Source organism: Treponema denticola, from assembly GCF_024181645.1.
GTDB classification, from domain to species: domain Bacteria; phylum Spirochaetota; class Spirochaetia; order Treponematales; family Treponemataceae; genus Treponema_B; species Treponema_B denticola_A.
In genome coordinates this window covers 943,127-965,447 of record NZ_CP058624.1, presented here as the reverse complement: position 1 = coordinate 965,447, position 22,321 = coordinate 943,127, and the positions used below count along the sequence as shown (strand labels likewise).

At 31.3% G+C, this 22,321-nt stretch carries 26 protein-coding genes and 1 pseudogene; all 27 read right to left on the bottom strand.

The features are described 5' to 3' along the window. Window position 1: 1 nt before the first annotated feature. The 27 genes and pseudogenes from HO345_RS04520 to HO345_RS04390 all read right to left on the bottom strand — a co-directional run bounded on the left by HO345_RS04520 (window position 2) and on the right by HO345_RS04390 (window position 22,075). Complete coding sequence (locus HO345_RS04520; RefSeq protein ID WP_253684194.1) at window positions 2-607, bottom strand: hypothetical protein; 606 nt, start codon at window positions 605-607, stop codon at window positions 2-4. Between the two features lie 124 nt (window positions 608-731). Continuing rightward, complete coding sequence (locus tag HO345_RS04515; RefSeq protein WP_253684192.1) at window positions 732-1,010, bottom strand: winged helix-turn-helix domain-containing protein; 279 nt, start codon at window positions 1,008-1,010, stop codon at window positions 732-734. Between the two features lie 48 nt (window positions 1,011-1,058). Then, window positions 1,059-2,516: a DUF456 domain-containing protein gene (locus HO345_RS04510; RefSeq protein WP_253684190.1), complete on the bottom strand. Its 1,458-nt coding sequence runs from the start codon at window positions 2,514-2,516 to the stop codon at window positions 1,059-1,061. A 14-nt stretch (window positions 2,517-2,530) separates the two neighbouring features. Continuing rightward, window positions 2,531-3,544, bottom strand: a complete 1,014-nt coding sequence (locus HO345_RS04505; protein WP_253684188.1) for a hypothetical protein — start codon at window positions 3,542-3,544, stop codon at window positions 2,531-2,533. 3 nt (window positions 3,545-3,547) lie between these two features. Next, the gene (locus tag HO345_RS04500; RefSeq protein ID WP_253684186.1) at window positions 3,548-3,982 is read right to left on the bottom strand and encodes a hypothetical protein; all 435 of its coding nucleotides are present in this window, start codon (window positions 3,980-3,982) and stop codon (window positions 3,548-3,550) included. 828 nt (window positions 3,983-4,810) lie between these two features. After that, window positions 4,811-5,914 carry a hypothetical protein gene (locus tag HO345_RS04495; protein WP_253684185.1) on the bottom strand — a complete coding sequence of 368 codons (1,104 nt, stop codon included), beginning with the start codon at window positions 5,912-5,914 and terminating at the stop codon, window positions 4,811-4,813. Between the two features lie 359 nt (window positions 5,915-6,273). Next, window positions 6,274-6,753 carry a hypothetical protein gene (locus HO345_RS04490; RefSeq protein ID WP_253684134.1) on the bottom strand — a complete coding sequence of 160 codons (480 nt, stop codon included), beginning with the start codon at window positions 6,751-6,753 and terminating at the stop codon, window positions 6,274-6,276. Between the two features lie 240 nt (window positions 6,754-6,993). Continuing rightward, window positions 6,994-7,869 (bottom strand): hypothetical protein, encoded by an 876-nt coding sequence (locus HO345_RS04485; protein ID WP_253684132.1) that lies wholly within the window; start codon window positions 7,867-7,869, stop codon window positions 6,994-6,996. Window positions 7,870-8,465: 596 nt separating this feature from the next. After that, entirely contained in the window at window positions 8,466-8,684 is a 219-nt protein-coding gene (locus HO345_RS04480; RefSeq protein ID WP_253684183.1) for a hypothetical protein, read from the bottom strand. A gap of 41 nt (window positions 8,685-8,725) precedes the next feature. Beyond that, window positions 8,726-9,115 carry a hypothetical protein gene (locus tag HO345_RS04475; protein WP_253684181.1) on the bottom strand — a complete coding sequence of 130 codons (390 nt, stop codon included), beginning with the start codon at window positions 9,113-9,115 and terminating at the stop codon, window positions 8,726-8,728. A 171-nt stretch (window positions 9,116-9,286) separates the two neighbouring features. Further along, a complete protein-coding gene (locus HO345_RS04470) occupies window positions 9,287-9,715 on the bottom strand; it encodes a type II toxin-antitoxin system VapC family toxin (protein ID WP_253684179.1) in 429 nt (142 codons plus the stop codon). Then, on the bottom strand, window positions 9,708-9,947 hold the full coding sequence (locus tag HO345_RS04465; RefSeq protein ID WP_253684177.1) for a DUF6364 family protein: 240 nt from the start codon (window positions 9,945-9,947) through the stop codon (window positions 9,708-9,710). The genes HO345_RS04470 and HO345_RS04465 overlap by 8 nt, the downstream gene beginning before the upstream one ends. Window positions 9,948-9,960: 13 nt before the next feature. Continuing rightward, entirely contained in the window at window positions 9,961-10,293 is a 333-nt protein-coding gene (locus tag HO345_RS04460; RefSeq protein WP_253684175.1) for a DUF3784 domain-containing protein, read from the bottom strand. Window positions 10,294-10,756: 463 nt separating this feature from the next. Next, entirely contained in the window at window positions 10,757-11,440 is a 684-nt protein-coding gene (locus tag HO345_RS04455; RefSeq protein ID WP_253684173.1) for an NERD domain-containing protein, read from the bottom strand. A 100-nt stretch (window positions 11,441-11,540) separates the two neighbouring features. Further along, entirely contained in the window at window positions 11,541-12,140 is a 600-nt protein-coding gene (locus HO345_RS04450; RefSeq protein WP_253684171.1) for a hypothetical protein, read from the bottom strand. 177 nt (window positions 12,141-12,317) lie between these two features. After that, the gene (locus tag HO345_RS04445; protein WP_253684170.1) at window positions 12,318-13,352 is read right to left on the bottom strand and encodes a D-alanine--D-alanine ligase family protein; all 1,035 of its coding nucleotides are present in this window, start codon (window positions 13,350-13,352) and stop codon (window positions 12,318-12,320) included. 91 nt (window positions 13,353-13,443) lie between these two features. Then, window positions 13,444-14,229: a DUF4365 domain-containing protein gene (locus HO345_RS04440; RefSeq protein WP_253684168.1), complete on the bottom strand. Its 786-nt coding sequence runs from the start codon at window positions 14,227-14,229 to the stop codon at window positions 13,444-13,446. 49 nt (window positions 14,230-14,278) lie between these two features. Next, window positions 14,279-14,407, bottom strand: coding sequence for a DUF4365 domain-containing protein (locus HO345_RS04435; protein ID WP_253684166.1), 129 nt, complete (start codon window positions 14,405-14,407; stop codon window positions 14,279-14,281). Window positions 14,408-14,494: 87 nt separating this feature from the next. After that, complete coding sequence (locus HO345_RS04430) at window positions 14,495-15,247, bottom strand: DUF2971 domain-containing protein (RefSeq protein WP_253684165.1); 753 nt, start codon at window positions 15,245-15,247, stop codon at window positions 14,495-14,497. A 135-nt stretch (window positions 15,248-15,382) separates the two neighbouring features. Beyond that, the gene (locus HO345_RS04425) at window positions 15,383-15,571 is read right to left on the bottom strand and encodes a hypothetical protein (RefSeq protein ID WP_002691108.1); all 189 of its coding nucleotides are present in this window, start codon (window positions 15,569-15,571) and stop codon (window positions 15,383-15,385) included. Continuing rightward, window positions 15,546-16,091, bottom strand: a complete 546-nt coding sequence (locus HO345_RS04420; RefSeq protein WP_253684163.1) for a hypothetical protein — start codon at window positions 16,089-16,091, stop codon at window positions 15,546-15,548. The genes HO345_RS04425 and HO345_RS04420 overlap by 26 nt, the downstream gene beginning before the upstream one ends. Before the next feature lie 206 nt (window positions 16,092-16,297). After that, a complete protein-coding gene (locus tag HO345_RS04415; RefSeq protein WP_253684162.1) occupies window positions 16,298-16,957 on the bottom strand; it encodes a hypothetical protein in 660 nt (219 codons plus the stop codon). Beyond that, on the bottom strand, window positions 16,947-17,303 hold the full coding sequence (locus HO345_RS04410; RefSeq protein WP_253684160.1) for a HepT-like ribonuclease domain-containing protein: 357 nt from the start codon (window positions 17,301-17,303) through the stop codon (window positions 16,947-16,949). Before HO345_RS04410 ends, HO345_RS04415 begins: the two co-directional genes overlap by 11 nt. Further along, window positions 17,287-17,595, bottom strand: a complete 309-nt coding sequence (locus HO345_RS04405; protein ID WP_002673432.1) for a nucleotidyltransferase family protein — start codon at window positions 17,593-17,595, stop codon at window positions 17,287-17,289. Before HO345_RS04405 ends, HO345_RS04410 begins: the two co-directional genes overlap by 17 nt. Window positions 17,596-17,730: 135 nt before the next feature. Beyond that, window positions 17,731-18,610: pseudogene (locus tag HO345_RS04400) on the bottom strand (carbon-nitrogen hydrolase family protein). 238 nt (window positions 18,611-18,848) lie between these two features. Beyond that, window positions 18,849-20,738 carry a hypothetical protein gene (locus HO345_RS04395; protein WP_253684156.1) on the bottom strand — a complete coding sequence of 630 codons (1,890 nt, stop codon included), beginning with the start codon at window positions 20,736-20,738 and terminating at the stop codon, window positions 18,849-18,851. Window positions 20,739-21,241: 503 nt separating this feature from the next. Beyond that, window positions 21,242-22,075, bottom strand: coding sequence for a hypothetical protein (locus HO345_RS04390; RefSeq protein WP_253684154.1), 834 nt, complete (start codon window positions 22,073-22,075; stop codon window positions 21,242-21,244). Window positions 22,076-22,321 lie beyond the last annotated feature (246 nt).

The window sequence follows — 22,321 nt, the reverse complement described above, 5'->3', positions numbered from 1 at the left end:
ATTAGTTTCCTACTAAAATATATTTATCTTTTAAATAATTATCATATTTTTCATCAGAAATTACTTTATCATAAGTACTTTTTACTTTACCTAAAGCAATATCTTCTATTAAATTAGAAATAAATTTCTTAAAATTAGGAGAATCTTCTGAAAGTCTATCCAATGTATCCCAATCAATATTTTCATTAATTCTAGCTGTACATATTATTTCTGATTCATTAATATTTTCTGCATTTAATTTAATAATTCTTATACCAAAAGCATTTGATAATCTTTGTAATTCATTTCTAAAATTTAAATCTTCATCAATTCTTAAACAAACTAGATACCTTTCATTTGCCCAACTTGAATTTGATACCGTTTGAAAATAACATTGTCTTAAATTTGAATAATCTAAATATTTTTTTACTTCGAAAGAAAATAGTTTTATAGAACTAATATTCAAAGATTTTTGTAATTGCATTGTTTCTTTTCCATAATCGCTAAAAGGAAAATACGCTCCAACTAAATCAGGATGTAACCATTCATTTGCACCTTTTACTTTTCTTACAGAATTTTCTTGATATATTGTTTTTGCATAACAATTAAAATGTGGATTTACATACACATATTTTACTAAAAGAGGATGTAAATCTCTTTCATTAAAATTACTTTCATTTGTTTTCTATTTTCAGATTCTTCTTTTCTTTCTATTTCTTTTTGAATTTCAGTCGAACTTATATTTATACTTCTCAATAAAAATCTTGATGGTCTTTTGAAACTTGAATAAATTTACTTTTATCTCCATTTTCTTTTATATCAACATATAAACGAACACCTATAGTCGCTGGAGGAGTTTTTCCTAAACTTCCTAATTTCTTATCTAAAGAAAGTTCTTTTGCTTTTTCCCAAATTTCTTCTGGAGACATAGGCTTCTTTACTTCATTAAAAAAATCAATAATCAATTCAACAAATGTATATTGTTTTTCCATTTTTTCCTCAATCCACGCTATTGCCTGTGAACCTAACATTCGCTTAACCTGCATTGCCACAAAGGCAATGTCAGGTTGAAGCGGGTGTTAGATGCTGACATTTCTTTGATTTATAATAATATCAACAACTTCGTCTTCACTGTATAATTTTACATCTAAATCTAAGATATCAGAAAGTCTTTGTAAAACCAGTGAAAGACTCTGATTATTTTGTAGTGCATATGAAATATTATTAAAGGCTATTGTTAAATCTTTTTCTTTTTTATTTAAATAGGTTGTCAACGCATTATTTATACGTTCTCTGTAATATAATTCTTCTTCAATAAGAGTTTTACAGTATTCTTCGATTTGCTTTCTTTGCTCATCAGATAAACGGTTTAATTCCATCGTTTGTACAAGTTGTCCATATGTTATGTTAGACATAATTGAACCAAGTACAGAGCCTATGAATGTACCTATTGCTGTACCAATTCCTGGAAGAATTAATGTACCTGCAATAGCTCCAATATTTGATCCCACGACAGAACTTCCTAAAGCAGCACCTTCTTTGCCAATATTTTTTATATATTTTTCTACAGATATTTTTCCTTTTATCAAATCGATTGTATTCTTTGCCAAAATTTTACTAGAATTCACAATAACCATTGGTCCAGAACCTTTTCCGAGATTTTTTATAATTTGTGTGGAAGATTGTTTTAATGCACCTCCCAATGCACTTGCCCCAGCAGCCGTTAAATAACTTTCACCCGCAGTTTTTGCTGTTTCTACCGTAATATCTTTTATAGCTTCGTTTGCAGTTTTTTCACCGTTTGCAACAGCTTTTAGGTTCAATACAGAACTGATGCCTCCTTGAATTGCCGAACTTGTTCCAGCAGCCTGTAATCCTGCCTTATTTGCTGTTTTTGCAATTTCTTTTGCGGTGTAAATGTTTTTATGTTTATCAGCAAAAACGATATCTTTTGTGTCTGCCGTTCCTTTTTTTATTTTTTTCTTTAATTTTTTTAATTCTTCTACACCTTTTTCATTGCCTTCATTTTTAGATTTTTCGATATAATTATCTATTTCTTGAAGTGTTGCATCATATCTATCTTTTGGAACCGTTATTGTATCATAGCGATTGATGTTACCTTCTTTTCCATTCATAACATCTCGAACAGCACTTTTTGTTGTTTGTTTACCGTATGCCTTTAATTGTTCTCCAGAACCTGAAACTATGTTTCCATCTTTGCTCAAAGAAACTAAATCAGAATTTGTGTCATTTACACTAAAATTTTGATTGCCGTTTTCGGCCAAGGTGTCGGTTAATTCGACAACTTTTGTTCCTCCTTTTATATGACTCTCTGCATTTCTCTTTGCTTTTTCTACTCGTTCAAAAACAAAACCGCCATGTCCTTTGTTCCCACCACGATTCGGATTTAGATTCTTTAAGTCTGAATGCATTTGAAGAAAATCAGCATTAGCTTCAGCATATTTCTCTAGTTCCTTACTAATAGCAACTTCGATTTCTTTTTCAAAACCTCTTTTTTGTTTCTGTTCGTCTGACATATAATTTCCTTATATTAGGCTTTTAGTAATTTTTTATATGTGTCAGCTTTTTTGTTTGCTGATTCAATAAATTCAATTGAACTACTTATAAATGCACCATTATCATCCATAAGAGGCTTTTCTATTAAACCGCTTAAAAGAACAGCACAGTTTATAGAATCTGTAATGACTCGTAATTCTTCAGGTTCAAAGATATTTTTACGGAAAAATTTCTTTATTGGGTCACGAATGGCTTTTTGGAAAAAAGTTCTTCCTTGCAATCTATCAATAACTTGTACAAGTTTATCATTTTGAACTTCCAAAACAGCATCCATTGAAATAATAGTTTTTGTAAATAATTTAGCCGCTCGTTCAATTTGATTTAATTCACATATAAGAGTTTTTACTTTTTGTACAAAAACTTCAACTTCATCAGCATAATTCATGGCACCATTTAATTTGCGTTTTCCAGAACTATACCCCATATACATTGAAAACAATGCAACGGGTGCTAGTGCTATTCCACCTAAAACCACCATACCTCCTGCCATTCCTGCTCCACCAGAAGCAAGAGAACCACCTCCGAGCCATGCTAAAGTTGCATTTTTTGCAGCTACTCCAGCAAGTTTCCCGAAAACAAGACCTTTCACGGCAAAATAAGTACCACTTGCGACCAAAGCTCCAGTTGAAACAGCTCCTGCGGATTGCAGAGCAACTTTTTTTAATGAAATTTGAGTTTTTGAAATTGTAATAAGAGAGTGCTTTACATCTTTGTAAGAAACAGTATCTGTAGGTCGCTTAAATGGTTTTCTATCTGCTTTTGAAATTTGGGTATAACAATTATAAAATTTTTCTAACGATCCCGAATAAGCTGAAAGTTTTGCATTCCCTAATTTTTCAATTGATTTTTCAGTTTTACTTCTTTTATCTTCAAGCTCTTCTTTTGCGTTAGCTAAATCTTCATCCGCTTGATTTTTTATTTTTTTTGCGTCATGCCTATCAATAGCACCAAATGTACAAAAATTTCCTAACTTCCTCAGAAAGCTCATAGTTTACTCCTCTGAAAAAATATAAGAAATAAGATTCTTTTGATTTTTAAAATGCCTTTCAACCATATTTTTAATTTCTACAAGATCTGATATTAAATCAAGTTTTTTCGCAAGGTCTTCTATAAACAGTTTTTCAGATTGGTCGTATTCTTCATTACAAAGAGCCAAAGCCATTGATTCAATTAACAAGATTTTTCTTGCTTCTTGTTCTGGGAATTTTTGTGTCACAGAATCAAGAGTGAAAGGTTCAATGTCTCCATTACTTAATGACATTTCAGCACAAATTGCTCTTAAATAGTCAGATTCAAATTCATCAAATTCTCCGTCAATATTGAGAAGATAATTCGCCAAACTTAAAAAACACTTCTTTTGATTGTATTTTAGTTGAGATAAAAACATTTTCGCTCCTTGCGGTGCAGAGCACCGTCCTTCTAACATGCAGTTAAGCTGCAAAACGTACCGGCGTCTAGCCGGCCGCTCTTCAGAGCGGGTTTTGTCAGTCTTGAACTGCGTGTTAGACACTTTTATTTTATTTATATAACTTAATATTAACAATTACGCTTCTAATTTTACACTATTTTGCTTTTTATTACAATATTTAATAAATAAAAAACTTAAAATTTTAATATAAAGCTTTATTATTTGCATATCCAACTTTCATATTACTTAACACATATATTAAAAACTATTAATTTAACTATAATTCTATATTATTTATAAAACAAATCTTTTATAAATAATATTCTCTTAAATTATAAGCTTATTCTTAACAATAAACTTTATTTTTTAACTATACAGCTTTTTAATTACTAAATCATTAAAATCTAAACTAAAACTTTATTTTTCTTTAACAAGTTAATTACTATAATCACCATGACCGTCCGAAGGACTTTTATTTTGTTGATTTCCTTAGCTAGTTTAAAATTCTTAGATAAAACTTTAGTTTTCCTTAACAAGTTAATTATTATAATTACCATGACCGTCCGAAGGACTTTTAACTCGTTGACTTCCTTAACAAGTTTTAAAATCCAAAGATTAAAGTTTTATTTTTCTTATACAAGTAGATATTATAATAAAACATAACTTTATTCAAAGAATCTAAGCTATTAATTTGGGTTTTATGCTTTAATTTATAAAAAATACATTCTATTTTTCAAAGTTACAGTTTATCGTGCCGTAAGGCATCGGTCTAACATTGTTTTAAACCGCAACGCAGCTTGTCTGCGTTGTCGGCTTTGAAAACGGTGTTATGTGTATTATTCAATTTTAGATGAAAAAATGATAGTCATTCAATAATTTTTTCGTAGCTTTTTTTATATAATTAATACGTTTAGATAAATCCTTAAACGGGTAATTTAACCAAATGTCTTCATATTTTATTCTTGGTATTGTATATAATAACAAATAAACTTCTTTTTTAATTGGAATATGATGTTTTATATTTTTCTCATAAATATAAGAGCCTTCAAAAGTGTTAAAAATAACAAAATCTAATTTTGATTTTTTCATTAGCTTTCCGTCATATTCCATTTTGTATGGTTTTTCATAACTAGGGCAATGCAAGCTAATATTAAAAGGTATATTCTCATTCTTTTTTGAGTACATTGTAAACCAAATATTACCTGTATATATATCGGAACGAAACATTTGAAAAGGTTTTCCATGATTATCTAATAAATTCAAATCAGAAAATAATGGATTAACAAAATCGACAAATAAAATATTTACAGCATTATCTTCAAACTGCTCTTCATCCTCTTTTATTGAATTTAATTTACTTAAAACTTCTGAACCTATAGAATCGATATCTTGTCTTTGCGGTAATCCAAAAGGAGCTATTTCTTTTTCAGTAATCGAAATACCTTTACTTCTAGTAGTACCATGGTCGATGGTCGTTCGTTTAGGGTCATCTCTCCCCAAAGGTGTATTTACTTCAATACAAACTTTTATTTCTCTTTTATTCATTATTATGCAACTTTTAAAATCACATCCTTTTGTATTCTGATTCATGCATTGAAGATTTTTTCCAAATTCTGAAAGTTTTAGAACTGAATAGGCTCTTAACTCACCTAAATTTGACGAAATCTGTTTTCTTTCTTTAGATTTTTGTATTTCATTTAATTTGCTATAGAACCAAGGCTTATTTACTTCATCATGTTCATTTATCGTAAATGCTTCTTCTATTTGCCATAGAAAATGATAAGTAGTTTCATTTTTTTCAATAGTTTGTTTTTCAAAAGATTTTAATATGTGATTTTCAGATAGGGAACTTAAAAAAGTCCTAAAGTGCTTAAAGTTCTCCCATGAAATATCATTTAATTCCTTTAAATATTGGTTTATATATTCTTCTTTTTCTTCTATTTTTTTCATACGTTTTTACCTCTCGTGCACTAGCGGTGTGTCCACATAACATGCAGTTAAGCTGCAAAACGTACCGGCGTTTAGCCGGCCGCTCTTCAGAGCGGGTTTTGTCAGTCTTGAACTGCGTGTTAGATTTTTAGTATAGTACATACAGAATAATAAAATACCAACCCTCAAAATTCATACAATAAATCCTATGTTTTATGTTTCTTTACTTCATCACTATTGTCTTAGCAATTATTTCTTAGATAACCTCATCATACATAGGCAATTATTTTATCATTAATCTTTTTTTTTGTCTTTTGATAACCCACTAAAATTGAACTATTTATTTAGTGAGCTATTCATCAGTATCGGTTAATCACTTCTTATTGCTTTGTATATTCTACTGAATTTTCACCAGCAGTAAATTTAATCTTCGTTTTTGATGAATTCAATTTAATCAACGAAACCATTTCTTGTAAATCTGTAGATGTAAAATTCTGTTTTGCAATGATTGTCTTGTTCGCCGGATCATGGGCAACAATAAATCCTATACCTTCCAGCCCTGATATAACATCACCTACAGAAGCTAAGAATGAGGCATCTGCCATTGAATAATCCGCATCTATTTTAAAATAACCAGAAAAATCAGAAGCCACATAGAATATTTTTTTCTCTACAACGCCAGAACCTGAAACGCTTGCCTTCCATGTTCCGACCAAATCACTCTTGTTTGAAACAGGCCTCCAATCACTGCTAGTATTATTCTGATTACCATTTGCCTGTTGACAACCGCTAATTAACGCTACTGCACTAATTATTAAAACTAATGCGCCAATCACTGAAACTAATCTCTTTTGTTTCATTTCGACCTTCCTTTCGCAATGCTTTTTTCATTGCAATTATTTTTATTTTGGTCGAAAGTCTGTTTCGATTGGTTCCGCTACCCGCCTGCCGTAAGGCAGGTCAATCTAACTACCGCTTAACCTGCATTTGCGGCTCGCCCGCAATGTCAGGTTGAAGCGGGTGTTAGATTAACTTTTACACTTTATATAATTCTTAGTATATTTTCTATAACTTAAAATATACTAAGATATTTATTTTCATTACTCTTTATACTTCACAACTACAACACCATTCTTATCTGCATAAAACTTATGTAAAGTTGTATCTATACCTATATTTTTCCCTATATAAGTTACACGACCTATTTGCCATTCTACTGCTTTACCATTTACTGTTTCAAATTCTAATGTTGTACCTTCAAGATGTTTGGAATTTGATAACACCTCCGTTCCATCTGTTTTTTTTGTACATTTTACTTTACTACTATCAAATTGTATGATAAGTTCAATCATATCTCTTTCTATATAAGTTATATTGATATTACCTTCATTATCTGCATCTTTTGCTTTTATACGGTAGCTTAACGATGCAATATTACTATCAAATGAAGCCGGTTTATTGTTTATATTCCAAACAGCAACTTTATTAGGAGTTGGATTTTTTATTCTAAAATATATTCTATCTTCTTCATTAATCTCGGCTCCACTAATAATTTCTACACCGCTTTTTCTTGCTTCAATCTTTGTACCATCAAAGATGATTTTAAATTTTGCCGCATCTTTTATTTCATAACTTACCTTAATGACACCTGAAGTATCTGCATCAGTTTTTTTTACATGATAAAATAAGGGCGATGCTTTTTTTACGGTTGTTCCTACCGTCCATTCAGCAATCTTGCCATCAGGTACACCTTTTGCATCGAAAATCAATAAATCTCCATCAGCAACCTCTATTCCTGATTTTATCGCAATACCGTCTTTCTCACATTCAATCTTTGACTCATCAAAAACAACTTTAAGAGTACTACTATTACCTCCAACTTTTCCACTCGATTGCGGACAACCTGTAATTAAGACTACGGCACTAATTATTAAAACTAATGCACCAATCATTGAAACCAACCTTTTCTGTTTCATCTTTCAACCTTCCTTCTTGCAATGTCCTTTTTCATTGCAATTATTTTTATTTTTTGTCTAAAGAATGCTTCGATTGGTTCCGTACCCGCCTGCTGTAAGGCAGGTCAATCTAACATTCGCTTAACCTGCATTTGTGTCTTTGCCGACGCGTAAGCGTCAGCAAAGTTGGCGCGAAAGTTGCATAAAAAAGAGATATGCTCAAGCAGCGACCGTTCAAGCAACTTTCGTGACAAAACAAATGTCAGCGTTGAAGCGGGTGTTAGGTTCTCTATTCTAATAATATATATTTAAATACTTTTGATTTTTTTAGATTATTTATTAATTCGATAAAGAGTATTCCATCTAAGACCATATTCATTATATTCCTTCCAAAAATTGCTTAAATTTATATATTTTCTCATTGGCTTTGAAGATCCAAATTGATAATCTGTTAAAAAAAGAGCAGTTGAATTAGGGGAAAGCTCAATATATTTAAAGATTATCTGTTCAATTTCATTTTTAAATACATCTAAAAATTGGAAATATTCATCCTGATCTGCTCTATTCTTTTCATCATCAATATTGGGAATTACAATCTCTTTATTAGTAGAAAAATCTCAATTGATAATTTTACCTGCAAAAAATCCATATTCTTTATCATACTTCATATCTGGATTACCTATATGTACCATTATTCCATTTAGTGTTTTCAAATATTCATAAAAAATAGATATATGACTTACAAGTTTATCTTCTTCAATTAAGGGTATATTATAATCCTCTTGTCTTAAGATTTTTCTATTAGCATTTACAGAAATAATTTCAATTGTTGGCATAATTAATACTTTCCTGTGCATCAGAGTCAACCTAATATACTTTAGGCTTCCATATTCGCAACATCCTCAATACATTGAATAATTTCATTTACTGGAATGGTAAAAACGCCAGCCTTACCATCATCAAAAGCTTCTTTCCATGCTACATAACCATCAGAAATATCTATATTATTTTCGTATTTTGCTGTAACAATTTTTATAACACTGTCATCTAATGTTTTTTCAGAAACAGGGGAATGAGATAAATTATTTTGGATTTTAGATTTTTGATATGGATTTTTTATATTCAAATTATCAATATAAATGTGATAAATCTTTCCAATTGTTTTATTATATTCAATTTTTACTATATATATTTTAGAATTACTTTCATTTTCTCTCGTCTTATAAGACCATACTTGTCCTTCTTTATATTTTTCATTGCTCTGCATACATCCTCCAAATAATATTATCATAGCACATACTATGTCAAAAAATAATTTTTATTTCTGTTGCCAGTTGTTTTCTTTTTTTAATAAACGTATATTTTGCACGAAGCGTCAACCTAACATTCGCTTAACCTGCATTTGCGGCTCGTCCGCAATGTCAGGTTGAAGCGGGTGTTAGACTTCGAGTTTCTTATTATCTCTTATGAATTCTTCAGGTGTTTGTACTATTATTTCTCTTTCTTTATAATCTTTTATATTTCGTGTTAATAGTATTTCTATCTTATGCCGCATCGCCGTATAATATTGTAAAGCATCTTCAAAATCTGAGAACTTTGAATTTAGAGCTAAATCTACTTCTTTTTCTTCTACAGGTATTACTTTAACAAGCAACCTCAATTTCCGTAATGCTTCTTTTGCTTTTTGTATACTCAATAACTTTCTGAGTATATAATATACATTTGAAAATACCAGCGATGTTGTATATAAAACAATTCTTTTTGTATCACTTAATGAAAACACGTAAGCAGCATATTCATAATATGGTTCACGTTGGCATAAAATATCTAAAATTACATCCGAATCAACAAATATCCTTTTACTCATATTTTTTTTCCAAATAGCTCATATAACTTATATTTTCTAAATCCTGCTCTCTTATAATGCCGCTCAATTCTTTAACAAGTGGAGATATTTCTTCTATCCTTTGATTTATACCCATTGAATTATTAAAAAGATCTTCAACAAATTTTGACATACTTTTTTTATTTTTGACCGCATAGTGTCTCATCGATTCAGCAATATTTTTATCTATTTTTAGAATCAATTCAGTCTTCATTTAGTCCCCTCCCTTATATATCATTTAATCCTTTTGCTTCTTTTGCTATAAAGATAATAGCTGCAACAAGAAGAATAACAGAATAACCGACTGTGATAAATGTAGCCAATAATTTTGAATATTCCACAAAATGTAAGATGATTCCGAATACAATGGTAAAAGTGCCTATCCAATATAGAAATATACCTACTTGATTAGCAAGAGGTGCCGGATTATAGGATTTTTTCTTTTCAGCAGGCATTGTATTATACCCTGCTATCAAGTTGTAGCATTTACATTCTCTGATTAAAATCCCAAATATAATCATCACAATACCGCTTAAACAAAAAGCCATAATTGTATACATTTATTCCCTCCTAGCTGATATTATATCATAAAATCTATAAATGATATAGTGATAACATTATTAGGTCGAATGTCAAGTTTTGAAAATAGCAGTAAAATAGAGCTGTATTTTTGGCGAGAACTTGTCCGCTTAGCCGCAGGCGAGCTTTTATATAGCATAAACGCTCGAAACGGTACGCAGTCAGAATCTCGCCTGCACAAAAATAGCACCTATTTCAAAACTTTACATTCTATTGGTGCCGTAGAAAATTGGAAAATTTCGAGTTTTTTCAAAACTCGAAATTGAACCTATTAGTTTTACTTCTGTGCGATAGTAAGTCTAACATTCGCTTAACCTGCATTTGTGCCTTTGCCGAAGCGCAGAGCAGCGACAAAGTTGGCACGAAAGTTGCATAAAAAAGGGAGCCGCAGGCGACCGTCTAGCAACTTTTGTGACAAAACAAATGTCAGCGTTGAAGCGGGTGTTATGTGTTTATTTTAAAAAAAGGCATAGTGAATCTACATCTTGGATAATTTGAGCATCCATAAAATTTACCAGACTTACCTTCTCTTAATTTTAACTCCCCATTACATCTAGGGCAAATTAAATTCTCCATTTTTAATTTTCTTTCAACTACAGTTTGTCTTATATTGTTAATATGTTCAATTCTTAGTTCATCGTCAACAATATTTTTACTTGAAAGTAAGTTTACAATTTTCTGAATTTCTATTTCTGTAAGACACTTGTTTGTAATATCCGAGTAAATCAAGTCTAAAAGATCATCATCATAAATTACAGGCATATTAGATTCTATGTCTTTTAATTCCGCATTACCAACAAAAACGACAATAGGAAAATATTTTATATCGCTATATTCTGCAAACAGTTCTTTTAGTGCAAAAATATGAGCCTGATTTTGTTTTACAGGATTTCTAAATTTATGCTTTTCATTATAAATTACTTGCATCCAATATTCAGCTTTTTCATTTCCAAAAATCCAACCGTTGTAATTTTTTGTTTCTATTACAAAAATTCCATAAGCAGAGATTACTATATGGTCTATCTGTGTGGTTTTACCATTTTTTGTCCGTAACATTACATCATTAAAAATTTTATACTCATTTTCATCCAATGATGATAAAATTTTCGATACATAATGTTCTCCCATTTCTCCTTTGCTTACCCAAGCCCATTTTCCAAGAAAAAAAATGACGAGAATAAAAGCAATAAAACCAAATATAATTAATAACATCATGCTATTTTAAAATTTAAAATACGGAATCGTGCTCATCTTCAACACCTCTTGCATTATTAAAATAGTAGTATAATACAAGATGTGCTTTTTCATCAACATAACCATCCTCTACAATATAATCTGCAGTACAATCTAATGCAATATATTCCAAGTCATCTATAAGTGTAGTTTTCTCACCCCATATTGCGGATAGTTCACGAGAACCTTCTCTTAACGAATAAAACCAATATTCATCTTTTTGATAATAAGAATCTGCCGTATTTTTGTATCTATCATTTACTTTTGGTTTCCCATAAGTTTTAGCAATTCTGTCTTTGATAGAAGTAAAAGCATTTTTAATTTCAGTACCATATTTATTACAGCTAATAGAATCCGAAATTGCCCTAATCTGATACAAACCCGTTTTCTCATTTACATAAACCGCATAATATGAAAAAAGAGGATGCTTTTTTATAGGTTTTACTAAATAAATTTCATCTTTTACAAAAGATGGATATTCTTCACACTGTTCAGCAATTTCATCTATTGTCATTCCCATTTTTAAACCAAACGGAGATGCAAAGATCGCAATAGATAAAAATACAAAAACATATATTAATACAAACCTTTTCATTTCTACCTCCAAGCTGCCTGAAGGGCAGTCCACATAACATTCGCTTAACCTGCATTTGTGCCTTTGCCGACGCGCAAAGTGGCGGCAAAGTTGGCGCGAAAGTTGCATCAAAAGGGAGCCGTAGGCGACCGTCCAAGCAACTTTCGTGACAAAACAAATGTCAGGTTGAAGCGGGTGTTAGCCTTCAATTTTTATTGCATTATGTACAATTTGATTACATAATTCATTATATGTAATTCCAGATACTCTTGCTTCTTGAGGCAATAAACTCGTTGGAGTCATTCCAGGCAATGTATTGGTCTCCAAATAAACAATTTCTTCATTATCTCGAATAATAAAATCTGATCGTGAATAATAACCTAGTCTTAAAGCTTTATGCATTTTATATGAAAATGCCTGTATTGTTTTCTCAATGCTTCTATCTATTTCAGCAGGACATATTTCGTTGGATAATCCTTTTTGATACTTATTTTTATAATCATAAAATCCTGACTTTGGAATTATTTCAATTACCGGTAATGCCTTATCTCCAACTATACCACATGACACTTCTCTCCCTTTGATCATATCTTCAATCAAAATACTATCTTCATATTTTTTCGCAACTCTTAATGCATTCAATAATTCTTCTTCGGTTTTAATTATTGATATCCCAATACTAGAACCACAACTAAGTGGTTTAACAACACAAGGTATTTTTGTTTCTCTCTTTATTGTATCAAAATTAACTTCTGACAATGAATAAGTTTTCCATTTTGCTGTAGAAATACCCTCAATAGTTGCAATTTTTTTTGATATATCTTTATCCATCGCCAACATACAGCCAAAGTAACTTGATCCTGTGTGTTTAATTGATTGCATTTCAAAAATTGATTGTAGCTGACCATTTTCACCTATTGAACCATGTAATGCAATAAACACAACATCTGCTTGTTTACAAATGCTCAGTACACCTTTTCCGATTTGATCAGGATACTTTTGATGCAATTCAATAAGATTTGGCTCTTCTGGTGGTATAATATACTCATATCGATCTATTGAATCTTTTGTTAAAAATGATAATTCTTCAAATTTTTTATCAGTTCCTATTAGTAAATCTAAAAGAAAAACACTATGCCCATTTTCGATTAATGCATTTGCAATTAATGCTCCTGATGATAAAGATACATCTCTTTCAGGACTTAATCCTCCAGCAAGTACCACTACCTTCATTTTACACCACCTATGATTAGTATTTATTTTGTAAGGTTAACTAACGCTTAACCTGCATTGCCGTAAAGGCAATGTCAGGTTGAAGCGGGTGTTAGGAAAATATTTCTGTGATACTAAAAGAGGTAAGTTCAAATTCAGGATCTGAATCAAGATATTCGTATATGTTTAAAAATGCTTTTCCTAAATCATTAAGTGTAAGTTTTACTCTGTAGATATCAATTTCTGATTCTCTTTTTATTGGAACAATATCATCAGGCTCTTCATACCATTCATCAAATGACTCATAATAAAATCTCATATCATCTTCTTTATCATGTCCCGTATAACATTCTGTTTCATATTCGTCTTTTTGAGCTTCCCGATGACTATCAATGTCCATTTCGAATGATGCCCATGGAATAGTTTTTTGTACAATGCCTAAAACACTATATCCGGGTGCATATAATGTTGGTAAATTAATACTTTTTGAACCATTAACTGATTCACAGCTAATAGTGATTGAAGTTCTTGATAATGATTTATTGTGCCAATCTTCAAATTCAGCATAAACACTTTCACCATTCATTATTAATTTCATCCAAGATGAATCTAGCAACAGTTTATTTAGTCTATATTCATGATAATTAAACTTAAAAATTCGTGATAAACCTAAACAATTTTCCTTTGTCAATGTACTATTTGTTGAGATCTCGATTTTATAACCTTTCCCTGTTGATATAATAAGCTCCTTTAGTACCGGAGTCCAAAAAACTTTATCATTATCTGTATTATGTAGACATATAATTACAGGAAGACTATGTTTTGTCCAATATTCAACATGGTTTGCTTTTGGACGATATATTATTTTTTCTTTATCCATTTCAGAGAAGTAACTCATTCCAGATTTTACCTGTATGGCGATTAGTTGACCAGTTGGTTTGTTATTTTCAACTATATTCTACCTGTGCATCAATTCCATTATCGCTAACAAATTGTTCACGAAAATACCAACCAACTTGTGCAAATATTTTGGTTAATTCGGCTATACCCAATCGTTCAGTAGTTGATGTCCCCATATTTTCTCCTCCGCCCGCACACCGTCCACCTAACATTCGCTTAACCTGCATTTGCGGCTCGTCCGCAATGTCAGGTTGAAGCGGGTGTTAGGTAATCTTTTCATATTCAATTGTATAACTAGTTGTATTCATTCGAGCTTTATAAACTGAATACATTTTAGAAAATTCCTTACATATTATTTTTACAATATTTTCATCAACTCTTAGCCCTAAGAATATTGAATTAATCTTCGCTGGAGAAATAATTTCTACTGATGATTCTGGGTGTAGATAACGATACTCTTTCTCGTATAACCACGCAAAATGTTTATTACCAAAATATTGTTTTTCAAGTCTTCTATATGCTCGCTTAGGATCAATTGAATGAATTTTTTTACGATATTTTACTTGAACAACATTGCCTGTATTCAAAAAATCTTGCTTATCAAAACCGATACATATTCCACGATGTTCATCTCCATAATGAGCCCATAGTAATAGCGAGTCATTTAATATCGACATAGAAAAAATCCCCCAATCACTTTCTTCAAACATAAAACTATTAAAATCATCCATGCTCGAATCTAAATCATTTTGATTTTCAATAATTTCTTTTCCCAAATTAGTAAATTCATCAAGTCCAAGTTCTACGGCTTCTTTGTCCATTAGAAGTAGCTCTTTTTTTTCATTTTCTGTATATGATTTATAGGCTGGAATTTTTATTATTTTCTCCCATGGATCATTCAATTCTTTGTAAGACGGAACATAAATTTTTTTTTCTTTGAGTAGCAGCATTGTGTGCTCATTAAATTTAAATTTTTCATCTTCTTGAGTATATAACTTACGATATTTGTAGAACATATTGAACTCCTTTGCGCGAAGCGTCAACCTAACATTCGCTTAACCTGCACTTGCGGCTTGTCCGCAATGTCAGGTTGAAGCGGGTGTTATGTGTTTTTACTATTTAGATTCTATTTTATTTACATTAAACTTAAACTATAACAAGCACCTAGCTCTAACAAATTTTTTCTTATCAGTTTCTGATAATTCAGAAACTTTCATATTGTTTGCTTTTGCATAAGAAAATAACGCTTTCAAATCGATGCTATTTTTCATTTCAGACAACAATATTGGTTGCGGTGTATCTTTTAAACTTTCTTTATAATTTTTCATCAGTCCAATCATAAGTGTAAACCTCCATTATATTTTTTGCATTTTCTTCATCTATTGCGAACTGAAACGGATGAAGAATTCCGACAAACTCAGCATTAAATTTTTCGACATAATGATCAAGTAAAATTTTATTCGCTGCAAATCCGTACATCATTCCATCAAAACCAAAGTCGATTGATTTTTTTGCAGCAATTGCAAACAAATGTCCGCCAACACCTTTATATCTAAGTTCTTCTGTAATTTGATGATTATTTTCAGGGCTCGCACACATCCATGAAATATAACATGCTTTTGCATCCTCATCTTTTACAATAGAAACCAGCCCTTGTATATCAACAGAGCCTTCCACTACGAGAGCATAAACTTCATTATCATCGATAAGTTTATCCCAGTCTGTATACCATCCATTTTTCTTATTATACTTTTTCAAAAAAGATTTTCGAGTAATTTGTATAACCTCTGTTTGAACGAGCTCGCCTGTTTTAGCATCACTGAGACAAGGCGTAATCTCATCAATAAAAACATTTATCATCTCTTTACCTCAACTAATATTCTATCACAAAATTTATTTTTTATATAGTCCCAAGAGAAAGTAAAAAATTCCAATAGATTTTATCATTTAAATTATAGAAGGTTATAAACCTTCACGCTTAACGAATGCTGCCCGAAGGGCAGTCAACATAACTACCGCTTAACCTGCATTTGCGGCTTGTCCGCAATGTCAGGTTGAAGCGGGTGTTAGATGTTCTCATCTATTTTATTGGCTTTTAAAACTGCATGTATCATATCATCATTTTTATACTGCTCGCCTAATTCTTTTATATTCTCAATAAATTTTTTACTATCTTCAATATATTCATAAAAAGAATATACCTCAAGATTTCCTTTTGCATAACAATAAAATATTTCATTATATTTTTTACACAATTTGAAAAATAACTTATAGTTTTTTGTTTTAATTAAATAATATAATAAATGCATTACAGGATGTATAATAGTATCCATTACCATATACCGCCATAATTCAAATGAAAAACCTATTGGCAAATCTTTTCTTTGTAAATCCGCTTCTGTATACAACAGCACAATATTTTTATATTCATTCAGTTCAAAGATTAGTTTCTTCTGTAATTCTATAATATGCCTATTCTTATTTTTTATATAATTTTGTTTATTGAATATATCGATATTACTTATTTCTTGAAAATCTTGATTATGTACAATAGCGTTTAGTTTATTTTTTGAAAACATAATCCATTCCAAAAGATGCGCAATGACATCTTTATAATTCCAATCATCATAATTACTGACAAGTTGTTCACTTTTGTAACTACTTATAAAATCAGCAATATCTATTTCTATTTTATTGATTTCTGTTATTATTTCTTTAATTGTCATTTTTCTTTTTTTCTGTATCCATAATTTTTATCAGCTGGTTCTTAAATTCAGGAATAATGTTTTTTGCAACATCCCACACAATTTCATAATCAAAGGAAAAATAACCATGAATGAGTTTATCTCTCATACCGGCAATATTTCTCCATGGAACTTCTTTATATTTAATTATTACATCACTTGAAATATTTTTAACGGCTTCTCCGATAATTTCAATACTTCGTGCAAAAGCTCGTTGCGTTTTTTCATCTTTTAAAAATACTTCTTCTGATATGGTCCTTGTTTCAGATTCTAAAAAAACAATTTCATCAAAAATATGCTTGAATAGCTCTTCATTTGATCGATACATATTCAACCTCATTGAGTATTCTCTGACCAATATACGGACTTAAACTTTCTATAGTTAATAAATCTATTTTTGTATTCAAATTATCTTCCAAGTAATAAACTAAATTTATAAAGTTATTATAATTTTTTTTATCAGCATGGAATTCTACTAATATATCAATATCGCTATTTTTATTTTGTTGATTATGTACATAAGAACCAAAAAGACCTATTTTTTTTACGCCATAGGACTGGAGAATGTTTTTATTATATTCTAAGAAATTAAAAATCTCTTTTTTTTCTTTAGGTTTCATACTTCTATTATACCTTTTTTTAATATTAAATCTAGATTTATACCTGAAAAATTCAGCTCGTGCAGTAGCACGAGTCCATCTAACTACCGCTTAACCTGCATTGCCGTAAAGGCAATGTCAGTGTTGAAGCGGGTGTTAGTTTGCTAATTTTCTATAATCTTTACGGATAAACGGCTCTTGTTTCTCTTCCGATAATAAAATCTCATATTTTGTCGGCTGCCGATATGCGTTACCATGAACTTCTATACTTTCTTAATTCCTCTATATTAAAAGTTGCCATATATATTCCTTCTTCCTCTCCAGCTTCTATTATTAATGTATCTCGTGAATATGGTTCATCAATTTTATAGGCAATACCGTCAAATGCTGTAGAATGACCATTACAATCGGGTTTTCCTTTTGGATAATTAACAGTTGCAATGCCAATCATATTTTCAAATGCTCTTGCTCTTAATTGTGAAATCCTATTAATTTCCATTGGACATGCATTCGGTACAAGTAGTATTTCTGCACCTTTGAGCATGAGTATTCGTGCACTCTCAGGAAATTCTCTATCATAACAAATCATTGAACCTATTTTTACACAACCGTGCTCTGTGTCTAATTCAGATACATAAAAATCATTACCGGGCATTAATTTTTTTTCATCTCCAAAAATACATGTATGTACTTTTGCATAGGTATATAGTTCTTTTCCAAATCTATCAAACAGACATATACTGTTTCTTGGTAATGGCTCATACTTTTCAAGAAATGTTATACCGATAGCCATTTGCAATTCTTTTGCTAAATCCGAGAATGAATGTATAAATGCATCATTTTTACTAATTGCTTTACTCTTTAATTCATTGACAGATTTAGGGATTTCGTAACCAATACTCCACATTTCAGGAAATAATGCTATATCTGCCCCCATATTTTTTGCCTTGCGACAAGCAGCTATACCGATATACATATTTTCAACAACAGAGTTCCCCGGCGTTAATTGTAGTAAAGCTATGATAATTTTGCTCAATTGCGTATTCCTTATTGTATTAAATCTTGTCAATCTAACATCCGCTTAACCTGCAAACGGGCATAGTCCCGTTTGTCAGCGTTGAAGCGGGTGTTAGATGCTTTACCATTTTTTTAATCCAATCTGTATCCATTTTGATTAATCTATTTTCTTAAGATTTTCCTTAATATATCATTTTATATATTTAGTTTTTTTTATTTCTAATAGTTTTTCAATTTTATTAGCTTTCGAATTATATTCATTCTAATACATAGATAATTACTTCGTTGTCGCTTTCTCTTACTTCCGCTTTGTTTATTGTAAATTTGATGCCGTCAGCCTCAATAGAAAGTTTTTCATATATATTTCCGTTTTTTGTTCCGTTAATTTTATACGCTGTATTGTAACGCGGGTCATACCATTCAAGTATTGAACGCTTAACGGCGGCTTGTCGTGAATAACAAAAACTAAGCGCATTTGATTTCAGTTTAAATGAATTCATAACAAATTCGTTAAGTCCTTTCGGATAATATTGAGAATGACCGTATAGCACTAATTCATACGGGTCGATATTAAAGCCCGTTATTTTTATTTTTGAAAAATCTACAATATAGTGAATACCGCCCGGCTTACCAAAAGAGCCGACAACTTCATCGCGGTGGTCAAATTTAGGTTTATATTCCATTACGACATCGGTATATTCTTTGCTGTTTTTTATATCTTCCGAAATTTCTTTACATTCAAGTGAAGCCGACGGTAGAATATCATACAGTTTGTCGTCAATAGTTTTTATTTCCTGAAAAATATTTTGAATCCATTCAGGAGAAAATCTGTCAAGCAATAAACTCCAATACATTCCATACATATAATATGTAGTTCCAAAATGACCTGTTGAATCACTGCGGATATCATCTATAGAATTCAACCGTCGCTTTAAGTGGTTTTGCGACGCTTTATCTTTTTTTAAGGAGGCTGCCCGATATTCGGAATATACGGCGGTACCTTCTATGAGCGTTTTGTATTTGTCATGCTGTACGGCTGTTTCCGGCAAAGACGAATGCTTTAAATACCTTGCCGCACAAGCCTTTTTAAAAAGCATAAAGGCTTTGTTGTTATCTTGTTCGTTGCAAGCGGATTTTAGATATAAGCCTTCGAGCGAAGTATACACAGCCGTATCGGTGGACATTGTTGAAGTGTCTATCGGTTCACCGATATTGATATATGATTTACCTTCATTTGCAGCTTTAAACCGTCTGCGCCACTGTTCTCTGTGGAAGGCTTCGTGGATATACACAAAAAAACGGATATCTTCGTTTTCTTCGGAAAAACTTACCTTATCGGGATCATTATTCTGCTTGGAAAAAAATATCCCCTCAGGAACAAAGAGTTCAGTGATATGTATAAAAACACCTTCAGAGTCGGTACCTCCATGGATATTGCCCAAGATTTCCCCTTTGCCTGTTTTTTTAACCGGCGGAACGGCATCGCTTTCATTTACAAAAACTTGTTTTCCGAATAGGCGTAACCCCTCTATGGGACGGAACAAATGCGGCAGTTTTTTTTCGTAAGCCAATGCCATTTTTGTTTTATCGGGGAATGTAATAAAAATACTATCGTACTTCCAGTCTTTCCAATTACGCAAAATCATATCGGCATTTTTGTCAAGAAATTCCTGCACACTCATAATAAGTGCGAATTCTTTTTTGACATATGGACTTTTAACTTCACCGATCGTTTTATACGGTTCGGGCAATGTCTCGGGAACATATTGAAAAGCCGCCGTATATATTCTGCCCCTATATTTTACCGCTATCTCCAATATATCGCCGTCGGTTTTTACGGGAAGTAAAACAGGTTTATTGCTTATATCTTCCGTAACAACCGACTCCATTTCTAATGGGTAATAATATTCTTCATCTTCATTTAAGGGAAAAGAAATAAAGATTTTAATTTCACCGTTACTATCGCTTTTGTCGCTTAATGATACCGCATATTTACCGGCAGGAAACACGGAGGTTTCTAGTTCAATTTCGCCGGTTGCATTGAACGACGCAAATTTATTAAATTCTTTTGCGTTGTTATTTTTCGCTGGTACTGTATTACAGGAAAGCAATAAAGCTGTTGCAATAAAAAGACATAATTTTTTCATTTTTCTCCTCTCCAAATTAATTATAGTATTTTTTTTCTTTTTCGCACACCATAATATCATAACCATTTGCGTCATAAAATTCTTGAGCTTTTTGTTATGCAAACTTTTATAAATTCTTTCAGCACTATTCTCATCGCAAACATCCTATTTATTCATATAGAATAAAATCATAAAAAATACAAATCTACGCTACTTATTTTAGGTATAGGTAAATAATAAAAATTTCTCAATAATCTATTTTTTTACTTTAACCGAAGAATACTAGCTTATTTCATAAATTGTATAGTATAAAAATTATATTTTTTATAGATATCAACATTAACTTCTTATTTAAAAGAGTGATTCCCTTGCACCGAAGGTGTCCATCTAACATTCGCTTGACCTGCATTTGCGGCTCGTCCGCAATGTCAGGTTGAAGCGGGTGTTAGATTTTTGCTTTATAAAATTCTCATCCTTATCAAGGCAATAAATGAAATAACTTAAAATAGTTGTTGAATAAAATTCTAGTACAAAGGATACCATAATCCTTGATAGTCGCGATCTACGAATAATTGAGTATCTTTTTTTAATGTTTTTCCATCCTTGTAGTATTCAAGCAGATGAATACTTTCTAAAAAATAATTACCTGTAGACCATTTTCTATAAGAATAAATACGATTATTTATATAGTCATATTTATGTAATTGTATGTTCTGAATCTGACCGGAAGTTTTACACTCTTCATAGATTATATTTCCCATAGTATCATATTTGTATAAATATTCTTCAGAAAATTCGTTTGTACTTTTACCGCCCATGGTAACAGTACCATCATCATTAAAAGTTGCGACAATTGTTCCGCCATAATTGGAATTCTTCCTTTTTTTACTAAGTAGGTACCCTTTACTATCATATGCATATATCAACCCGTCCGAATCCGTACAATATAAGATACCTTTATCCTTATAGTATTGATATGTCACTTCGTGCTGTTCGCCAGAGCCTTTTTTATCCATACGTATTAGATGACCTTTAGTGTTATATTCATAACGCTCTTCCGCGTAATAAACTTCTCCCCGCCTTTGACTCTCTATCTTACAACAAATTTTATTTCCTTGCCCATCATATTCATACCATGTATTATCAGTAGAGCCATTCTCTTCATATATTAATTTTCCTTCGCCATCATACTCTTTTACTTTTATGATGGACAGCCATTTATATATGGTTTCACCGTTATACTCGATTAGAATGTATTGTCTCTGGCCAGCAGATAATTCTTTATCCTGCCCCCACGCCGTACATATCTCAATAATCAAAACAAATAAAAAGCTATACAACTTAATCTTATTTCTCATCTTTCAACCTTCCTTCTTGCAATGTCCTTTTTCATTGCAATTATTTTATTTTCTGTCAAAGGAATGCTTTGATTGGTTCCGTTACCCGCCTGCCATAAGGCAGGTCAATCTAACATTCGCTTAACCTGCATTTGTGGCTTTGCCGACGCACTTAGCGGTGGCAAAGTTGGCGCGAAAGTTGCATAAAAAAGGGAGCCGCAGGCGACCGTCCAAGCAACTTTCGTGACAAAACAAATGTCAGCGTTG